The organism is Sphingomonas sanguinis (assembly GCF_019297835.1).
In the GTDB taxonomy this organism is placed as follows: Bacteria; Pseudomonadota; Alphaproteobacteria; order Sphingomonadales; family Sphingomonadaceae; genus Sphingomonas; species Sphingomonas sanguinis_D.
In genome coordinates this window covers 3,123,968-3,140,603 of sequence record NZ_CP079203.1, presented here as the reverse complement: position 1 = coordinate 3,140,603, position 16,636 = coordinate 3,123,968, and the positions used below count along the sequence as shown (strand labels likewise).

Annotated in this window: 18 protein-coding genes; 16 read left to right on the top strand and 2 right to left on the bottom strand. The window is 67.6% G+C overall.

The genetic code is table 11. The annotated features are described in order from the left end of the window. Position 1 precedes the first annotated feature (1 nt). The 16 genes from fliF (at position 2) to fliS (ending at position 14,674) form a co-directional block, all read left to right on the top strand. Entirely contained in the window at positions 2-1,813 is a 1,812-nt protein-coding gene (gene fliF, locus KV697_RS14645; RefSeq protein WP_219018822.1) for a flagellar basal-body MS-ring/collar protein FliF, read from the top strand. Next, positions 1,813-2,826: a flagellar motor switch protein FliG gene (gene fliG, locus KV697_RS14640; RefSeq protein WP_219018821.1), complete on the top strand. Its 1,014-nt coding sequence runs from the start codon at positions 1,813-1,815 to the stop codon at positions 2,824-2,826. The genes fliF and fliG overlap by 1 nt, the downstream gene beginning before the upstream one ends. After that, on the top strand, positions 2,819-3,616 hold the full coding sequence (locus KV697_RS14635) for a FliH/SctL family protein (protein WP_219018820.1): 798 nt from the start codon (positions 2,819-2,821) through the stop codon (positions 3,614-3,616). Before fliG ends, KV697_RS14635 begins: the two co-directional genes overlap by 8 nt. Next, entirely contained in the window at positions 3,610-4,947 is a 1,338-nt protein-coding gene (locus KV697_RS14630; protein ID WP_219018819.1) for a FliI/YscN family ATPase, read from the top strand. The genes KV697_RS14635 and KV697_RS14630 overlap by 7 nt, the downstream gene beginning before the upstream one ends. 23 nt (positions 4,948-4,970) lie before the next feature. Beyond that, positions 4,971-5,408, top strand: coding sequence for a hypothetical protein (locus KV697_RS14625; protein ID WP_257575356.1), 438 nt, complete (start codon positions 4,971-4,973; stop codon positions 5,406-5,408). 10 nt (positions 5,409-5,418) lie between these two features. Continuing rightward, a complete protein-coding gene (locus KV697_RS14620; RefSeq protein WP_219018818.1) occupies positions 5,419-6,933 on the top strand; it encodes a flagellar hook-length control protein FliK in 1,515 nt (504 codons plus the stop codon). Between the two features lie 10 nt (positions 6,934-6,943). Further along, positions 6,944-7,636, top strand: a complete 693-nt coding sequence (locus KV697_RS14615; RefSeq protein WP_219018817.1) for a flagellar basal body-associated FliL family protein — start codon at positions 6,944-6,946, stop codon at positions 7,634-7,636. Positions 7,637-7,639: 3 nt separating this feature from the next. Beyond that, positions 7,640-8,617, top strand: coding sequence for a flagellar motor switch protein FliM (locus tag KV697_RS14610; RefSeq protein WP_219018816.1), 978 nt, complete (start codon positions 7,640-7,642; stop codon positions 8,615-8,617). Then, entirely contained in the window at positions 8,614-8,904 is a 291-nt protein-coding gene (gene fliN, locus KV697_RS14605) for a flagellar motor switch protein FliN (protein ID WP_042487397.1), read from the top strand. Before KV697_RS14610 ends, fliN begins: the two co-directional genes overlap by 4 nt. Positions 8,905-8,911: 7 nt before the next feature. Next, entirely contained in the window at positions 8,912-9,268 is a 357-nt protein-coding gene (locus tag KV697_RS14600) for a flagellar biosynthetic protein FliO (protein WP_219018815.1), read from the top strand. Continuing rightward, positions 9,265-10,146, top strand: coding sequence for a flagellar type III secretion system pore protein FliP (gene fliP / locus KV697_RS14595; protein ID WP_219018814.1), 882 nt, complete (start codon positions 9,265-9,267; stop codon positions 10,144-10,146). Before KV697_RS14600 ends, fliP begins: the two co-directional genes overlap by 4 nt. Before the next feature lie 345 nt (positions 10,147-10,491). Continuing rightward, entirely contained in the window at positions 10,492-10,761 is a 270-nt protein-coding gene (gene fliQ, locus KV697_RS14590) for a flagellar biosynthesis protein FliQ (protein WP_219018813.1), read from the top strand. An 18-nt stretch (positions 10,762-10,779) separates the two neighbouring features. Beyond that, the gene (gene fliR / locus KV697_RS14585; RefSeq protein WP_219018812.1) at positions 10,780-11,553 is read left to right on the top strand and encodes a flagellar biosynthetic protein FliR; all 774 of its coding nucleotides are present in this window, start codon (positions 10,780-10,782) and stop codon (positions 11,551-11,553) included. Then, entirely contained in the window at positions 11,553-12,680 is a 1,128-nt protein-coding gene (locus KV697_RS14580; protein ID WP_219018811.1) for an EscU/YscU/HrcU family type III secretion system export apparatus switch protein, read from the top strand. The genes fliR and KV697_RS14580 overlap by 1 nt, the downstream gene beginning before the upstream one ends. Before the next feature lie 91 nt (positions 12,681-12,771). Beyond that, positions 12,772-14,253, top strand: a complete 1,482-nt coding sequence (fliD, locus tag KV697_RS14575; protein WP_219018810.1) for a flagellar filament capping protein FliD — start codon at positions 12,772-12,774, stop codon at positions 14,251-14,253. Position 14,254: 1 nt separating this feature from the next. Next, the gene (fliS, locus tag KV697_RS14570) at positions 14,255-14,674 is read left to right on the top strand and encodes a flagellar export chaperone FliS (protein WP_219018809.1); all 420 of its coding nucleotides are present in this window, start codon (positions 14,255-14,257) and stop codon (positions 14,672-14,674) included. Between the two features lie 156 nt (positions 14,675-14,830). Here fliS and KV697_RS14565 read toward each other — a convergent pair whose 3' ends face one another. Together KV697_RS14565 and KV697_RS14560 are read right to left on the bottom strand one after the other, a co-directional pair. Then, positions 14,831-15,784 carry a zinc transporter ZntB gene (locus KV697_RS14565; protein ID WP_219018808.1) on the bottom strand — a complete coding sequence of 318 codons (954 nt, stop codon included), beginning with the start codon at positions 15,782-15,784 and terminating at the stop codon, positions 14,831-14,833. Continuing rightward, positions 15,781-16,554 carry a precorrin-2 dehydrogenase/sirohydrochlorin ferrochelatase family protein gene (locus KV697_RS14560; protein WP_219018807.1) on the bottom strand — a complete coding sequence of 258 codons (774 nt, stop codon included), beginning with the start codon at positions 16,552-16,554 and terminating at the stop codon, positions 15,781-15,783. Before KV697_RS14560 ends, KV697_RS14565 begins: the two co-directional genes overlap by 4 nt. Positions 16,555-16,636 lie beyond the last annotated feature (82 nt).

The following is a 16,636-nucleotide window of genomic DNA, read 5'->3' as shown; positions in this document are numbered from 1 at the left end:
GATGAGCACTGCCCTCACCCCCGCATCCGCCAATCCAGCACCGGCCTTGCCGCCTTTGCCGGAAAAGTTCGCCAACCCGCTTCGCCAGATCAAGTCGGTGATGGCGCAGCCCGCCGTCCGTCGTTCGGCGCCGATGGCGATGCTGATCGGGCTGATCGCCGCCGCCGCGCTCGCCTGGATGGCGCTGTCCAGCCCGCCGCAGAAGACGCTGTTCGACAATCTGTCGGACGCGGACAAGCAGGCGGTCACGACCGCGCTGTCGGCCGCCAACATCAAGAGCAAGATCAACGACGGTACCGGCGCGCTGACCGTGAACGAGGAGGACTACTCCAAGGCGCGGATGCTGCTGGCGGGCCAGGGTCTGCCCAAGCAGGCACCCGGCGGCTATGCGATCCTCGACCAGTTGCCGATGGGTGTCAGCCGCGCGGTCGAGGGCGAACGCCTTCGCCAGGCGCGCGAGAGCGAATTGGCGCGCTCGATCGAGGAGATCGACGCGGTGGCCGAGGCGCGCGTGCACCTCGCCACGCCCGAGGCCTCGCCCTTCATCCGCGACAAGTCCTCGCCCTCCGCCTCGGTGGTGCTGAAGCTGAACGCCGGGCGCTCGCTGTCGGAATCGCAGGTCCAGTCGATCGTCAATCTCGTCGCCTCGTCGGTACCGGGCATGAAGCCCGAGGACGTGACCGTGGTCGACCAGATGGGCGGCCTGCTGTCCAAAAAGGGTGCCGAGGGTGCGACCGGCGACGATCGCCGCATCGATTTCCAGCGCCGCCTGGAGGAAAAGTACCGCACCCAGCTGATCCAGCTGCTGACCCCGCTGGTCGGTGCGGGCAACTTCACCGCCGAGGTGCAGACCGAGGTCAATCTGGACGAAACCAGCGCGACCCGCGAACGCTATGACAAGGACGGTGCGCTGCGCGCCGAAACCGGCAACTGGACCGGCAATCAGAAGGATCCGACCACCCCCGGCGGCATTCCCGGCGCGCTGTCCAACACGCCGCCGCCCGCCAGCACGCTGCAGCAGCCGCAGGCCGCGAACGGTGCGAACGGCGCTCCGCCTGCCGATGGCAAGCCGGTCGCCGGTGGTCCGGGCCTGAACCCGGAAAAGCAGTCCGACGCCTTCCAGCGTGCCTATGACCTGAACAAGGAAGTGTCGGTGACCCGCGCCGCGCCAGGTTCGATCAAGCGGCTGACCGTCGCCGTCCTGCTCCGCGACCCCGCCACCGGCAAGCGCAGCCAGATGGAGATCAACCAGATTTCCGACCTGGTGAAGTCGGCGGTCGGTTTCGACCAGCAACGCAACGACAATGTCACCGTCATCAGCCGCAAGTTCGCCGACGCAGGCGTCGAGGACAAGCGCGCCTGGTACGACAATAGCTGGCTGCCCATCGTGGCGCGCAATGCGACCGCGCTGTTGATCGCACTGCTGGTCCTGCTGCTCGGCGTGCGGCCGATGGTGAAGGCCATGTCCAAGAAGAAGGACGCGGCCGACGCCGCCAAGGCGCTGCCCATGGGTGCGGCCGATGGCGCGGGCGTGGGCAATGTCCTGCTCGGCGCCGATGGTCAGCCGGTGATGGGCCCCGACGGCCAGCCCGTGCGGATCGGTGCCGATGGCCAGCCCATGTGGGTCGGCGCGGACGGCCAGCCCATGGCGGGCATGATCGGCCAGCAGCCGCCCGCCGTGACGCTGGACGAGATCGAAGAGACCAACAATTTCAACGAGCGGATCACCAAGGTGCGTGGCTTCACCCGCGACAACCCCGCGCGCGCCGCGCTCGCCGTGCGTGACATGATCCGTTCGGAGGCGCAGCAGTAATGGCGTCGGTCGAAGAGGGGCGCGTCTATTCGGGTGTCGAACGGGCCGCCGTCCTGATGATGCTGGTCGGCGAGGAAGAAGCCGCCGCCATCCTCCAGAAGCTGGAACCCGATGAGGTGCGCGAATTGGGCAAGGCGATGTATTCGATCGCCGATGTCAGCGAGCAGGATGTCGGCTTCGTGCTCGACGATTTCGTCGGCTGTGCCCGCGCCCGCGCCTCGATCGCCTTTCAGCCCAAGCCGATCGTCGAGAATGTGATGAACCGGGCGCTCGGGCCCGAGCGTGCGAGCAGCGTCCTGTCGCGCATCGTGCCCGCCGAGGCGCAGTGCGAGATCGAGATGCTCGGCTGGCTCGACCCGATCGACATCGCCAAGATCGTCGAGAAGGAACATCCGCAGATCGGCGCGGTCCTGATCGCCAATTGCGACCCCGCCGTGGCGGGCAAGGTGCTGGAGCTGCTACCCGAGGCGATGCAGCCCGACATCCTGCACCGCGTCGCCCGGCTGGGTCCGGTGACGCCGCAGGCGATCGACACGCTGAACGGCGTGCTCAAGCGCTGGAGCGAAGGCGGCAGCGGCGGCCAGGGCCTGGCGATGGGCGGTTCGCGCGAAGCGGCCAAGATCCTGTCGAGCGCCCGCAAGGCGACCGAGCAGCGGGTCATGCCCAAGCTGTTCAAGATCGACCGCGATGTCGCCAAGCAGATCGAGGAAGCCTTGTTCATCTTCGACAACCTGCTCGACATGGACGACAAGAATCTCGGCACGCTCATCCGCAACGTCGACGGCGAAATCCTCACCCGCGCGCTCAAGGGTGCGGACGAGGCGGCACGCGATCGCTTCCTGGGTTGTATGTCGGCGCGTGCGGCGGCCGGTATCCGCGACGAGATCGAATCGCGCGGCCCCATGAAGCTGTCCGAAGTGCTGGAGGCGCAGAAGGCGATGATTACCGTCGCCCGCAACCTGGCCAAGGAAGGCACGATCATGATGGGCGGAGGCGAGGACGATTATGTCTGATTTCGTCGCCGGCTTTTCCGCCCGCCAGAATGCAGCGGCGGCCGCGCTGCAACAGGCGTTCGCGCCACCCGGCGGCTTCGCGCCGTCGGGGATGCCGGGCCTCAACATCGATCTGGGTTCCGGCCCGATCTCGTTCCGGCCGCAGGCGCCGACCGGCGGCCTGGGCGCGACGGCGGCCGACAATATCGCGCCCGGCCATCCGCGCCATTTCTATCCCGCCAGCCGCGATCACGACCCGACCCAGGGCTGGGACCCCTTTGCCGCATGCGAGGATCCCGTCGAACCGGCGATCGATCCGATCACCGCCGCCCATGCCTCGGGCCATGCGGAGGGCTATGCCGAAGGGCTAGCCGCCGCCCAGCGTCAGTTTCAGGCGCAGGCCGAGGCCGAGGCGCGCGACGGCCGGATGGTCGACTCCATCGCCGAGGCGCTGAACGCGCGCATCGACCGGCAAGCGATGGCCGAACAGCTGCGCCAGACCGTGCTGATGCTGGTCGGCAAGCTGGTGAGCGAAATCGGCGTCGATGCCGAGCGGCTGACCGGCCGGATCGAGGCGGCGATGGACATGCTGTCCGACGCCAAGGAAGCCGCGATGCTGCGCGTCCATCCCGATGACGTGGCGATGCTGACCGAACGCCTGCCGCAAACCGTCTTCCCCGTCGGCGATCCCAATGTGGAGCGCGGCGGCTTCGTCCTCGAAAGCGCCTCGACCATCGTCGAGGATGGCCCCTCGCTGTGGCTCGACCAGCTCGCCGCCGCGATCGACAAGGTTCCCGTTCCCCAATGCTGAACCGTTTCACCACCGATTATCTGGAAACGCTGGCCCAGGCGGACTTCGCGCCGCGTGCGATGGTCGCGGGTCGGCTGGCCTCCTATGACGGTCTGCTGATGGAAGCGGTCGGGCTGTCGCTGCCGGTCGGCACGGTCTGTGCGATCGGCGATAAGGGCAGCCACTGCGTCGAGGCCGAGGTGATCGGTTTCCGCAACGGGCGCACGCTGATGATGAATCTGGGCGGCCCCGCCCCCCTGCTCCCGCGCGCGCCGGTGCGCCCGCTCGGCCCTCCGGGCGAGGCGGAAGTGGGCGCGGCGATGCTGGGCCGCGTGGTCGACGGGTCGGGCAAGCCGATCGACGGCCTGGGGCCCATTCGCGGTGCGAGCCACTGGCCGCTGGCGGGCAAGCTGCAGTCGCCGCTCGACCGGGGCCGCGTGCTCGAGCCGATGGACGTCGGCGTGCGCGCGATCAACGGGCTGCTGACCATCGGTCAGGGCCAGCGCGTCGGCATCATGGCGGGGTCGGGCGTCGGCAAATCGGTGCTGCTGGGCATGATGGTCCGCGCCGCCCGCGCCGATGTCATCGTCATCGGCCTGATCGGCGAGCGCAGCCGCGAAGTCGCCGACTTCCTCGAAACCAAGGTCGCAGGCGCGGCCCGCGCCCGCTCGGTCGTGGTCGCGGTGCCCGCCAACCATTCGCCGGTGCTGCGTATCCGCGGCGCCCTGCGCGCCACCGCCATTGCCGAGGCGTTTCGTGCCGAGGGCAAGAAGGTCCTGCTCATCATGGATTCGCTGACCCGCGTCGCCCATGCCGGGCGCGAGATCGGGCTGGCGCTGGGCGAACCCGCCTCGGCGCGGGGTTATCCGCCCTCGGCCATCGCGATGTTGCCCAATTTGATCGAGCGGGCGGGCGCCGATGCGCACGGGACCGGATCGATCACCGCCATCTACACCGTGCTGGCGGACGGCGACGACGGCAACGACCCCGTGGTCGACTCGGCGCGGTCGATCCTGGACGGGCATATCGTGCTCAACCGCCATCTGGCCGAGCGCGGCGTCTATCCCGCCATCGACATCGGCCCCTCGGTCAGCCGCGTGATGACCGACATCGTCGGCCGCCCGCATGCCCAGGCGGCGCGGACGCTGCGCCGTCATCTTGCGACGTACGAAGAGAATCGCGATCTCGTCCTGATGGGCGCGTACCGATCGGGCGCGGACCCGGCGATCGACGCCGCCATCGCCTGCCACCCGGCGGTGATGGAATATATCCGGCAGGATGCCGACGAGGTCGTGCCGCTCGACCATGCGGTCGAGGAACTGGTGGGGATTTTCGGCCAGCCGATCGGCTGATCCGTTTTCTAGGGGGGACATGAATGGCAACCCGGCAACAGGCGATGCTGACCCGGCTCCACCGGGTCCGCACGCTGCAACTCAATCTGACGCTGGCCGACGAAGCGCGCGCGCATGAGCGCGTCGCCTCCGAACACCAGCTGTCGCAGCGTATCGGCCAGCTGATCGAGGCGGTGACGCCCGCTCCGGCGGTGACGGCGTCGGCCGCCTCGCTGATGGCGAACGCGCATTTCCGCCACCGGCTGCTCGAATCGGCCGATGCCGCGACTGCGCGCATCGAGATCGCCGAGCAGCGCGCCGCCCAGGCCGGCGAGCAGACCAAGGCCGCCAAGCGCGACCAGACCGCCGTCGAGAAGCTGATGGACCGCGCGCGCATCGCCGCGATCCGTGCCGAGATGCGCGCGCTGGAGGATATGCCTGCCAGCGGCGGCGCGCGTCGCAATCGGCACGATCCTTGCTGACAGACTTGTCATGATGTCCTCCATCTCCTCTCTCACGCCCTCCGGCACCGCCTCCGCCCGCTTGGGCGCCGGGGCCAGCGCGGGCGATCCGATGGCCTCCGCCTTCGCGATGCTCTTCGCGCTGATGCCGGGCGTGGGCGATGCGGATGGCGGTGACACCCAGCCCAAGTCGGACGGTGACACAGCCAAGGACGGCAAGACCTCCGAAACGGACGGCAAGGACGTGCCGAGCGATGCCGCCGCCTTGCCGGTGATGCCGTTCGCCATCCCGACCCTGCCGCTTGTGCCGCCCGAACCCGATGCGAAGCCGGTCGCGGCGTCCGGTGCCTCAGCCGCCCCGATCACGACGCTTCTGGCGACGATGCCGACCCTGCCGGACGCCGCGGCTGCGTCGGTGGGTGTGACCACCCCGGTCGCGTCCGATACGACCAAGGCACCCATCGCCTTCGACCCGCTCAAAGCCACCATGCCCGTGCCGCCCGCCATGACGGCGCCAGCGGCGGGTGACACAGACTCGGGCCTGCCGATCATGATCCGGCCCGATGCGCCGCTGGCGAAAACTACGTTGAATACCGGGACGACCGTTCCGATCGCGACGCAGCCTCCTGCATCGCTGGCAATGGCCGCTCCAGCGGCGACGCGTCCCGATGCGTCCGTCGCGGCGATCCCGCGTGAGACAGTGCCGAGCGTTCCGACCGCATCCGTCCCGGGTGCAGCGGCGACGACGCTCGAACAAGCCGTCCGTAACACGGCACCGGGCATCCCACTCGCAATTCGCGCCGATACCGTGCCGACTGCGATTCCCGTCGACGGCGCGCGCGCCGCGCCCATCCGGCAGGACACGCCCCTCCGCTTCACCGCGACGAACGCCTCCGCGTCCGTCGTCGCGCCGCTGCCGATCGAGGCCCCTGCCCCGATCCTGCAGGCCGGCCAGACCGCGTCCGCCATCCAGCTCTTCGGGCTGTCGATACGCGGCGAGCAAGGCTCCGACCCTCGCATCGATCGCCGCAAGGACGACGCCGCGCTGTCGGTCGATCCCGCGACGCTGGCGCGCGCCGACTCGCTGAGCGCCGCGCCGGTCGCCGCGACCACGGGGGCCGAACAGGCTCCGCTCGACATGACGCAACATCACTGGCCGCAGGGCATGATCGACCGCATCGACCGGATGCGTGAGGACGCCGCCACCGCCGACACCCGTATCCAGCTATCGCCCGACGCGCTGGGCGGCATCGCGGTGAACCTGCGCCAGGAGGACGGCGCGACGCATATCCACTTCACCGCCGACCAGGCGCAGACCGCCTCGATGCTCGCCGACGCCCAGCCGACGCTGGCGCGGCTGGCCGAGGAAAAGGGGATGCGTCTGGGCCAGACGGCGGTCGACATGGGCCAGTCGGGCATGGGCGGCGAGCGACAGGCGCCACCGCGCCGTCCCGACCCCGTCATCCCCACCCGCCCGGCCTTTACGGCCGCCACCGATCCCAGCGACGCCGGAGACCCGGCCGCTGCCTCCACCCGAATCGCCTGAGGACTGAGCCATGAGTGACACCAAGGAAACCGACGAAAAGGCGCCCAAGAAGAAGGGCAAGATGGGCAAGATCATCGTGATGGTGGTCGCCGTGCTCGTCCTGCTGGGCGGCGGCGTGGGCGCGGGGCTGTACGCGGCCAATTCCGGCCTGATCGGCGGCGGCCACAAGAAGGAGGACAATGGCGAGGCCGAGGCCGAGGCCAAGCATCCCGGACCCAAGCTGGTGCCCAAGTCAGAGCAGAAGCGCGCGGGCGCGGCCGGTGAAGGCGAGGGCGAAGGCGGTCACGGCGGCGGCGAAGGTGGCGGCGAGGGCGGCCATGGCGAAGGCGGCGAGGCCAAGGAAAACAAGGGGATGCCGACCCCGGTGGGCGATGGCGGCGAACGCTATGCGTCCAACTATTACGAGCTGCCCAAGGACTTCACCTCGAACATGCGCGACTCGGTGCATATCATCCAGGTGGGTCTGGCCGTTTCGACGCCCTATGACGACACGGTCATCAACAATCTGAAGACCAACGACCTGGCCGTCCGCTCGGCGATCCTGATGACGCTGGGCGACTCGAACGAGGAGATGGTCTTCTCCAGCGAGGGCAAGCGCCAGCTGCAACGCAAGCTGGTCGACGCGATCAACGAGATTCTGCGGCAAAAGGAGGGATTCGGGGGCGTCGCTAACGTCTACTTTACCAATTTCGTTGTTCAGTGAGACATGGTTAACGCCGCCCCTCAGGTTGAACGCCGCGAACGCGGTCGTGAACAGACCGCCGATCACGGCGTGCTGGGCACGACCAAGCTCAATCCGTTCGGCGACCTGCACACGATGCAGCATCTGTCCGCGCGTCTCGCGCGGTCGCTGCGGGGGCTGTTCGAATCCCTTCTGCGCGAGGAACTGCGCTGCTGGGCGGAGCCGCTGGTCGTCCAGCGCTTCGCCGATTACCGGGCCGAGCGCGGCGATGGCCTGAGCGCGTGGCTGCCGATGGCGATGACCTCGGCCAGCGGCAGCACCGCCGACGCGCAGGCGCTGATCGTCATCGACGGCGCGTTCAGTCTGGCACTGATCGACCTGCTGTTCGGCGGCACGGGCGCGGTGCCCGATGTCCTGCCGCCCGAATTCTCGCCCGCCGCCGAGGCGATGGTGAGCCAGCTGGGCGGCATGATGGCCGCGCCGCTTCGCGGTGCCTGGGAATCGCTGGCCCGGATCGATTTCCGCGCCGGTCATCCCGAAGCCTCGCCCGCCATGTTGTCGGGGATCGAAGGCGACGACGCCATGATCGTCACCCGCTTCGGCATCGACGGCCGCAACCGCCGCCCGACCATGATCGACATCCTCTACCCCGTCAGCGCGTTGAAGCCGCACGGCTCCGCCCTGACCGGCAAGGTCGTCGACAAGCAGGCCGATGTCGATCCCACCTGGCGCGGCGACCTGACCCGCGCGGTGATGACGGTGCGTTTCCCGGTCCGCTCGGTGCTCGCCGAACCCGTCGTGTCGCTCAGCCGCCTGATGGAGCTGAAGACCGGCGACGTGATCCCGATCAGTTTCGGCCCGGAAGTGCCGGTGATGGTCGGCGGCGACCTGCTCGGCATGGGCACGGTCGGCACCGCCAATGGCCGCGCCGCCGTCCAGCTTACCTCGCTCAACCGGTCCGTCGAAGGACTGGCCCGCGCTCACGAAGGATTCGAAGAATGAACGATATGGCCGGGGGCTTCCCCGTCGACACATCGGTCGCGGCCAATTTCCGACTGCTCCAGGATGTCGACGTCAAGCTGACCGTGGAAATCGGCTCGACCCAGCTGTCGCTGCGCGAGCTGCTGGCGCTGTCCGAATCGAGCGTGATCGAACTGGACCGTCAGGCCAACGAGCTGCTCGACGTGCTGGTCAACGGCACGCTGATCGGGCGCGGCGAAGTGGTGACGGTCGGCGACCGGTTCGGCGTGCGCCTGACCGAGCTGGTCAACCCCGACAAGCGCGGCTGATCCACTTATGCTCTGGTCCTATGTCCTCAAGCTCGTCGTCCTGCTGCCGCTGATCTGCGGCCTGATGATCGGTTGCCTGTATCTCTGGCGCCGTATGGAAAGCCGGATGCCGGGTCGCCCCGCCACGCGGCTGATCCATGTGCGCGAGACGATGATGATCTCGCCCGGCCTGCGCCTAGCGGTCATCGAGTTCGAGGGGCGCAACCTGCTCGTCTCGGTCGGGCGCGGCGGCGTCCAGCTGGTTGACAAGGTCGAGGGCAACGGCACCACGCCGGCCGCGCCCAATCCGGCGCCGCTGACGCCGACCACCCCGCGCCGCACCGATTTCGTCTCGCGCTTCGCACCCAAGAAGTTCGACCAATGAGCATTTCCGTGACCCGCCGGGGCACCGGCCCCGCGCTGATCCGCGCCCATGGCGGCGACGCGTCGAAGCGCAGCCTGAAGCCGCTGTGGATCGTGCTGGCGCTGTTGCTGGCCCTGGTCATCGCGATGCCCGCCTTCGCCCAGGCCGCTCCGGCCGCGGCGCCCGCCGCGGCCCCGGCACCGGGCGTCGGCGATGCGGTCGACCGCGCGCTGGGCCAGCTGGGCGGCGGTAACAATGGCGGATCGGGTTCGCTGAGCCTGTCGCTGCAGGTCCTCATCATCATGGGCCTGCTGACGATCCTGCCGGGCATCATCCTGATGATGACCAGCTTTACCCGGATCGTCATCGTGCTCGCCATCCTGCGCCAGGCGCTGGGCCTGCAACAGACGCCGCCCAACCAGGTGCTGATCGGCCTGTCCGTCTTCCTGTCGCTGTTCATCATGGCCCCGACGATCAGCCAGATCAACGCGACCGCGATCGAACCCTATGCGCAAGGTCGCCTGCCCGGCACCGAGATGATCAAGGCCGCCGGCGCGCCGCTCCACGCCTTCATGGCCAAGCAGACGCGGGTGAAGGACGTGACGATGTTCGCCGAAATGGCGAAGTCCGGCCCCTATGCCAGCACCAACGACATTCCCTATGCCGTGCTGCTGCCCGCCTTCGTCACCTCGGAGCTGAAGACCGCGTTCCAGATCGGCTTCCTGATCTTCCTGCCCTTCATCGTCATCGATCTGGTGGTCGCCACCGTGCTGATGGCGCTGGGCATGATGATGCTGTCGCCTTCGATCATATCATTGCCGTTCAAGCTGCTGCTGTTCGTGCTGATCGACGGCTGGGCGCTGACCATGGGCAGTCTGGCGAACAGTTTCGCGACGTAGGTACTTTTTCCCTCTCCCCTGGACAGGGGAGAGGGTTAGCGGAGCTTGCCAGCGTGCTGGCTAGCGCAGCTTGGGTGAGGGGTTGAGCGAGCCTTTGGCTCGCGCGCGCTTTGCGCGCCCACCCCTCACCCAGCTCCGACTAAGCCTTTGCTTTCGCAAAGACCAAGTCTGCGCAACCCTCTCCCCTCTATGAGGGGCGAGGGAAGAACAGGGGTACGACTTCACCCCGCGAAACAGCCGACGGGGCAGGTCTTCGTTAACCATTTTCGCCGATAATTCGCATCAGCCTGAGCGAAGTCGAAGGCCACGGGAAAACCTCACCCATTCGGGACCAAAGACCGCATCATGGACGCCCAATATTTCCTGACGCTGGCCAATCAGAGCATGTGGGTGCTGGCGCTCGCCGCCGCGCCGATCCTGGTGCCCGTGCTCGTCTCGGGTCTGGTAATCGGCATGATCCAGGCCGCGACGTCGATCAACGAACAGACGCTGTCGTTCGTGCCCAAGCTGATCGTCGTCGGCGTCTCTATTCTGATCTTCGGCGGCCTGATCGTCGGGCTGCTCAGCGACTTCATGGTCAGCATGTTCGAGCGTATCCCGGACATCGTCAAGTGAAGGTCCGGGTGAAATAAGATGCTCGGCTTCGGCCTCTCGATCGAGTCGCAGGCTTGGGCGATCCTGTTCCTGATGATCCGCATCGGGGCCGCCTTCATCACCGCGCCCGTATTCGGCGCGGTGACGATCCCCCTGCCCGTGCGCGTCGCCCTGGCGGGCGCGATCGCGTTCCTGGTAAACTCTGTTCATCCGGTCGTGCCGCCGCCCGTCATCTTCTCGGTCCCCACCATCCTGTCGGTCGCGGCCGAGGCGATCGTCGGCCTGGCGCTCGGCCTGATCCTTCAGGTCGCCTTCACCGCGCCCCTGGTCGCCAGCGAGCTGATCGGCGGATCGATGGGCCTCAACTTCGCGACCACGATCGATCCGCTCAACGGCCGGTCGAGCCAGGCGCTGGGCCAGTTCTTCACCGTCATGCTGACCCTGTTGTTCCTGTCGGTCGACGGGCACCTCGTCCTCGTCGAGACGATCGTCAAAAGCTATGAGGCGCTGCCGCCCGGACAGGCCTGGATGGCCCCGGCGCAGTTCAAGGCGATCGCGCTGTTCGGCGGCTATGCCTTTCTCGCCGGGCTGCTGCTGGCGCTGCCGGTCGGCTTCCTGCTGCTGTGCCTGAATCTCGTCATGGGCATGATGGGCCGCGCCGCGCCGTCGCTCAACCTCTTGTCCGTGGGTATGCCCGCCGCGCTGACCATCGGCGTCATCACCATCGCCGTCGCCTTCCCGGCGATGGGCGACTATATGCTCGTCATCATCCGCGAAGCACTCGCCGCCACCGAAAATCTGGTGATCGGCTGATGTCGGAGGGCGGCGAAAAGACAGAAGCCCCAACCCAAAAACGCCGCGACAAAGCGCGCGAGGATGGGCAGATCCTGCGCAGCAAGGATCTTGCGGCGGCTTTGGTGATGATGGCGGGTATCGCCTGGCTGATGTTCGCAGGGCCGACGCTGCTCGGCGCGTGCAAGGCGGTGATGGCGACGAGTTTTCAGTTCACCCATGCCGATGTCGAGGATTTCGAACCGTTCCGCCCGCTGCTGGAAGCTGGGGGCAAGCTGTGGCCCTCGCTCGCCTCGCTGTTCGCGGTCACGATCGTCGCCACCATCGCGTCGCAGGCTGGCCTCGGCTCGCTCCAGTTCAATCCCAAGGCTCTGACCCCCAAGCCCTCCAAGCTGAACCCCGCCTCGGGGTTGAAGCGCATCCTGGGGACGGACGGCTGGATCGAACTGGGCAAATCGCTGTTCAAGGTCGTGCTGCTCGGCGTGCTCGGCAGCTATATGCTGTGGAAGACGTCGCGCACCACCTTGGGGCTGGCGCAGTCGGACCTGAACGGCGCGATCGGATCGCTGGGCGGCACCTTCATCACCATCCTGCTGGTCATGGGCTTCGGCCTGACCCTGATCGCCGGGTTCGACGTGCCGATCCAGATCGTCCAGCTCTTCTCCAAGCTCAAGATGACCAAGCAGGAGGTCAAGGACGAGCATAAGGAAAGCGAAGGCAACCCGGAAGCCAAGGCGCATATCCGCGGCAAGCAGCGCGAAATGTCGCGCCGTGCGGTGCGCGCGGCGGTGCAGGAGGCGCATGTCATCCTGACCAACCCGACCCATTTCGCCGTCGCCCTGCGCTACGACCGGGGTCAGGACGAGGTGCCGGTGGTGGTCGCCAAGGGGCGCGGCGCGACCGCCCTCGCCATTCGCGAACTGGCCGCCGAGCTGGATACGCCGGTGCTGGAATATCCGCAGCTCGCCCGTGCCGTCTACTACACCAGCCGCGAGGGGCAGGAAGTGCGCGCCGACCTGTATCAGGCGATCGCCGTCGTGCTCGCCTTCGTCTTCGGCCTCAATGCGGGGGCGGGCGGCACGTCGCAGCCGCCGGTCGAGGTGCCGGAGGGTGCCCGCTTCGACGAAAACGGCGTGGCGCAACCGTAATGCACGCCCGGCCCCGTCATTCGTCGCATCGCGCTAAAGCCCGGCGGCCTTCGGCCGTTAAGCAAAACAAGCGCGCGCCGGAGTATCGTCGATGACCACCGTTTCCTCGAGTACATCGTCCAACACGACGCAGAGCAGCACGAGTTCGTCCAGCTCGACCTCCTCGACCAACAGCGCGCAGAACGCGACGAAGACCGCCGCCCAGCAGCTGTTCACCTCGTTGCAGACGGGTTCGGGCATCGATCTGTCGACGATCGTCCCTTCGCTGATCGACGCGCAATTCTCGGTCCAGACCGCCGCGCTCAAGGCGAAGGCAGATACGCTGACGGCGCAGATCTCCGACGTCTCCTCGATCAAGAGTTCGATTACCGATTTCGCCTCCGCCCTGGCGTCGCTGGCCAAGGGCGGCACGCTCGCCACCCAGGCGGTCAGTTCGGACACCACCAGCCTGGGCGTAACCACCTCGGCGGGTGCCAAATTGTCGGGCCTATCCAAGTCGATCAGCATCAATGCACTGGCTACGGCACAGGTGTCGTCGACCAAGTCGGCCTATTCCACCACAGCGTCGCTCGGCACTGGCAGCCTGTCGATCAAGGTCGGCTCGAACGACGCGGTGTCGATCGACATCGGTAGCGCCGATTCCACCCCTGCGGCGCTCGCGGCCAAGATCAATGCGGCCAATACGGGCGTCAAAGCCTCGGTCATCACCGACTCCAGCGGCAATGCCTATCTGTCGTTCACCGGGGCCAGCGGCAAGGACAACAGCTTCACCATCACCGCGACAGAGGGCGATACGGCCGGGCTGTCCCGGCTCAACGTCGGCAACAACGCGAACGGCACCACCACCTCCTCGACCGCGGCCAATGCCAGTATCACGATGGACGGCGTGACCGTCGAGCGGTCGTCGAACACCGTAAACGATCTGGTCGACGGCGTGACGATGACCCTGTCGGCGGTGACCAGCAAGCCGGTCTCGCTGACCGGCGCGTCGCCGACCTCGGCGCTCAGCACCGTGGTGGGCAACTTCGTGTCGACCTTCAACGACAATATGACCGCGCTGAACAAGGCGATCGATCCGATCACCGGCGACCTGCGCAGCGACCCGGCCGCGCGGTCGCTCGCCCAGACGCTGCGCTCGCTGACCACCACGAAGCTGGTGCCGGGCAGCGCTGCCGGGCCGCAGACGCTGGCCGATCTGGGCGTGCGGACCGAAAAGGACGGGACGCTGACCATCGACCAGACGGTGCTGTCGCAAACGCTGAGCAAATATCCCGATGTCGTCGAACAGATGTTCCAGTCGAGCGGCGATAACATCATCGGCCTGTCGGCGCAGATGAACACCATCCAGATGTCGGCGACGAGCAGCGTCTACGGCCTGACGGCGTCGTACAACAATCTGACGTCGCAACAGTCCGACAATAGCGACGCGCAGACCGCGCTGACGGATCGGCGTCAGGTGGCCACCGACGCGATGACCGCACGCTTCGCGGCGATGAACACGGCCGTCACCCAATATAAATCGGTGCAGAGCTTCATGGATCAGCAGGTCAAGATGTGGACGAAGAGCAACTGATATGACCTATGCCTCCGCTCTTCTGACCGATCCCGCCGCCGTCTATCGCCAGATCGACGTGGTCGGTCGCACCGCCATGGCGGACGGCCCCGCGCTGGTGCAGCTGCTCTACGAGGAACTGATCTCCGCGCTCCGTTCCGCCGCCTGGGCGACCGAACATGGCCAGCTCGCGCGCAAGAGCGAGCGGGTGACGCGCGCCACCGCGATCCTGTTCGCGCTGGAGGCGGGCCTGGATTTCGAAAATGGCGGCGAGATGTCGATCACCTTCGCGCGCCTTTATGGCGGCGCGCGCAAGCAGATCGTCGACGCCTCGCTGGGCCAGGACGCACAGGTCTTCCGCAACGTCGCGGCCAGCATCGCCGACATCGCCGAGGCGTGGGAGACGGTGCGCCAGATGAACGGCACGAAGGGCAAGAATTGAGCCTCTTCCCGCCCCTCCGTTCAGCCTGAGCGAAGTCGAAGGCCACGGGAAAGCCCTGCGGCAAAGCGCCCGGCGTGCGCTTCGACTTCGCTCAGCGTGAACGGCGGTTGAGATGCTTGGCTTGGCTCTGCGTCGAGGCCCGACAAAGCCGTAAAATTACCGCCGGAACCAGTGCCTCTGCACGAAGTAGATCACGATCCCCGCTGCGATCAGTGCGCAGCCGCCCAGGATCGCGTCGAACGACCATGGCTCGTCGGCATAGGGCAGGTTCTTGACGTTCATCCCGTACAGCCCGGTGATGAAGGTCAGCGGCAGGAACACCATCGCGACGATCGAGATGACGAGCGAGCGGTTGTCGATCTGCTCGGCGCGCATGTCGGTGAGCGTTTCATGGACCAGCGCGGCGCGTTCGCGGATCGACTCCAGTTCCTCCGCCATGCGCGCGGCGCGGTCAGCGGCGGCGGAGAGGTGCAGCCGATCGTCATCCCCCAGCCAGTCGCCGGGGAGGGCCGCCAGTTTTTCCAGTGCGGCACGCTGCGGATTGAGGAAGCGGCGATAGCCGATCGCGGCGACACGCACCCGGCTGACCATGCGGCGCAACTGGAAGACACGGTGCTCGTCCAGCTGCTCTTCGCAATTGTCCAACTCGTCGCCCAGGCTCGCGACATCGGGGTCGAGGTCGTTGGTGATGGCGGTGGCAAAGGCGGTGATGAGGTCGCCGGGATCGGCGATCGCGCCGCCCTCGACCTCCTTGCGCACGGTATCGACCGCCAGCAGCGGGCGGCGCGTCACCGAATAGACCCGGCCCTTCACCGCCCAGATGCGCACCGAGGCGAGCATGTCCGACCCGTCGAGCGGCTGGCTGCTGCGTCCGCGCAGGTTGACGAACGCCCCCTCGCCTACCGCCTCACAGCGCGGGCGGGTTTCGGCGGCGGTCAGCGCGTCGATGACATAATCGGGCAGATGCGCCGCATCGCGCAACCAACGCTGCGCTACCGCGTCGTTGGTCTCCAAATGCACCCAGACCAGCCGAGCCTTTGCCTCCACCGCCTCGCGGATCGGGATCGCCTCGGCCTTGCCGCCATCGATGCCATAGGCGAAGCCGGTCATGCGCGCGTGTCCATGGCGAGGTCGACGATTTGCCCCTCGCCGGGTTCCGCCGGGAGCGCGTCACTGGCGATCCGCACCGCATCGGCGCGCGCGCGGTCGAGGATCGCGGGCGGCACGTCGGCGCGGTGATAGACCCGGTCCGCCGCCGCCAATGCGCGCGCTTGGCGCAGGGTCAGGTCGTCGGGGTCGGTGGAGGTGAGGACGAACGCCTCGATCTTCGCCACAGGCCGGTCGGCACGCGACAGCCAGCCCGCGACATCGGTCGCCCCCGCCAGCGGATCAAGCGCCCCACCGGGCGACAGCACCGCGCCGATCGCGCGCCGCCGCTCCGCGCCATCGGGGAAGCGCGCCCGCAAGGCGCTGCGGGCCGCGTAAAGCCCCTCGGCCAGGGCGCCTAGGCCAGCGGGTAGCAAGGTCTCCAGCCGCTGGCGCAGCGCCGCCGCCAAGCCCGCCGACACGCCGCCGGTGCCGATCGCGACGATCACCGGCCCGCGCTCGACGATGGCGGGCAGCGTGAAGTCGCACGCCGCCGGACGATCCACCGCGTTGACCAGCACCCCGCGCGCCTTCAGCCGTGCGATGGCGGCTTGCGCTTCGTCCTCATCCTCGATGGCGACGATGGCGAGCGCGGCTTGGGCATCCTCGTCAACGACCTGTGCACCGGCGCGGTCGAGCAGGCGGCGCTTGGCCTCGGCGGGTTCGCCTTCGCCGACCAGGATGACCGGGCGTCCGGCCAGCCGGACGAACAGCGGCAGGCTGGCGAGGCTCACCTCCCTTTTCCTCTCCTGTAAGGGGAGGGGGTGTGCGAGCTTTGGCTTGCCCCCGGCAAGTCAAGATTGTGCCGGGGGCACA